Source organism: Nitrosospira sp. Nsp18, from assembly GCF_900103145.1.
Lineage (GTDB): Bacteria > Pseudomonadota > Gammaproteobacteria > Burkholderiales > Nitrosomonadaceae > Nitrosospira.
This window is the reverse complement of the sequence record NZ_FMWY01000048.1, coordinates 2,841-4,540: the sequence shown is the minus strand read 5'-3', so window position 1 is coordinate 4,540 and position 1,700 is coordinate 2,841. Positions and strand designations below refer to the sequence as shown.

The following is a 1,700-nucleotide window of genomic DNA, read 5'->3' as shown; positions in this document are numbered from 1 at the left end:
GATCATGGTTTCAAGTCTGGATATTGAACACAACAAATCAACACGGAGTAAAGGAGAGAACAAATGGTTGTCAAACCTTGGCTGAAGCTGGTCACGCTCGCATGCGGCGCCTTATTGGCGGCGAGTGCGTACGCGGACTTTCCCAGCGTCCCCAAAGAAACGTACAAAGCGCTGAACCTGCAGCAATCGGCCTCACCCAAAGAACTGCACCAGGCGCTGGTCAAGCGCTACAAAGACCCGGCGCAAGGCGCGGGTCGGGGCACCCTGGCCAAGTACTGGGAGCCCATTCCCATGAGCATGTACTTTGACCCAGCCTCCTTCTACAAACCGCCCACCTCCATGAAAGAAGTGGCCACGCGGGACGAATGCGTCAAATGCCACACCGACGAATCGCCGGTCTGGGTCAACGCCTGGAAAAAGAGCACCCACGCCAACCTGGACAAGATACGCAACTTAAAGCCTGAAGACCCCGTTTACTACAAGAAAGCCAAACTGGAAGACGTCGAGAAGAACCTGCGCTCCATGAACCGGCTTGGGGCCAACGAAAAGCTCAAGGAAGTTGGCTGCATCGACTGCCACGTCGACATCAACACCAAAGGCAAGGCCGACCACATGAAAGACCTGCGCATGCCCACCGCAGACGTCTGCGGCACCTGCCACCTGCAGGAATTTGCCGAACGCGAATCCGAGCGCGACACCCTGATCTGGCCCAACAAACAATGGCCGCAGGGACGCCCCTCGCACGCCCTGGACTGGAAAGCCAACGTCGAAGTCGCCGTATTTGCCGCCATGCCCCAGCGCGAGATTGCCGAAGGCTGCAGCATGTGCCACACCAACCAGAACAAATGCGACATGTGCCACACCCGGCACGAATTCTCCGCGGCCGAATCCCGCCAGCCCGAAGCGTGCGCCACCTGCCACAGCGGTGTCGACCACAACAACTGGGAAGCCTACTCCATGAGCAAGCACGGCAAGATCGTGTCCATCATGGGCGACAAATGGAACTGGGAAGTCCCCCTGAAGGACGCCTACGCCAAAGGCGGGCAGACCGCCCCCACCTGCGCCGGCTGCCACTTCGAGTATGAAGGCAAATACGCCCACAACGTCGTGAGAAAGATACGCTGGGCCAACTACCCTGCCGTTCCCGGCATAGCCGAGAACATCACCAGCGAATGGTCCGAAGAACGGCTGGACTCCTGGGTCAAGACCTGCACCCAGTGCCACTCCGAACGCTTTGCCCGCTCCTACCTTGAATTCATGGACAAAGGCACCCTGCATGGCCTGGCCAAATTCAAGGAAGCCCACGGCGTAGCCGAAAAACTCTACAAGGAAGGTCTGCTCACCGGCCAGAAGACCAACCGTCCCGCCCCCCTGGCGCCTGACAAAGAAATGTTTGCCGGCTTCACCCAGCTCTACTGGTCCAAGGACAACAATCCTGCCGCCATCGAACTCAGAGTCCTGGAAATGGGCGAGAACAACCTGCCCAAACTGCACGTAGGCTTAGCCCACGTCAACCCGGGCGGCTGGACCTACACCGAAGGCTGGGGACCCATGAACCGCGACTACGTCGAAGTCATGGACGAGAACACCAAGATCCGCGAAATGGCCGCCTTGCAGGCACGGGTCGCCAAGATGGAATCCAAGCGCACCAGCCTGCTTGACATCCAGAGCACCGATGACAAGCTCTCCCTGGGCGGCTT

The 1,700-nt window shown here is 58.9% G+C and carries 1 protein-coding gene; it reads left to right on the top strand.

Going from position 1 to position 1,700, the window contains the following annotated elements; genetic code table 11:
- Positions 1–63: 63 nt before the first annotated feature.
- Positions 64–1,700, top strand: a 1,637-nt coding sequence (locus BLS94_RS14270; RefSeq protein ID WP_090962582.1) for a multiheme c-type cytochrome, incomplete at its 3' end; no start/stop codon positions are given.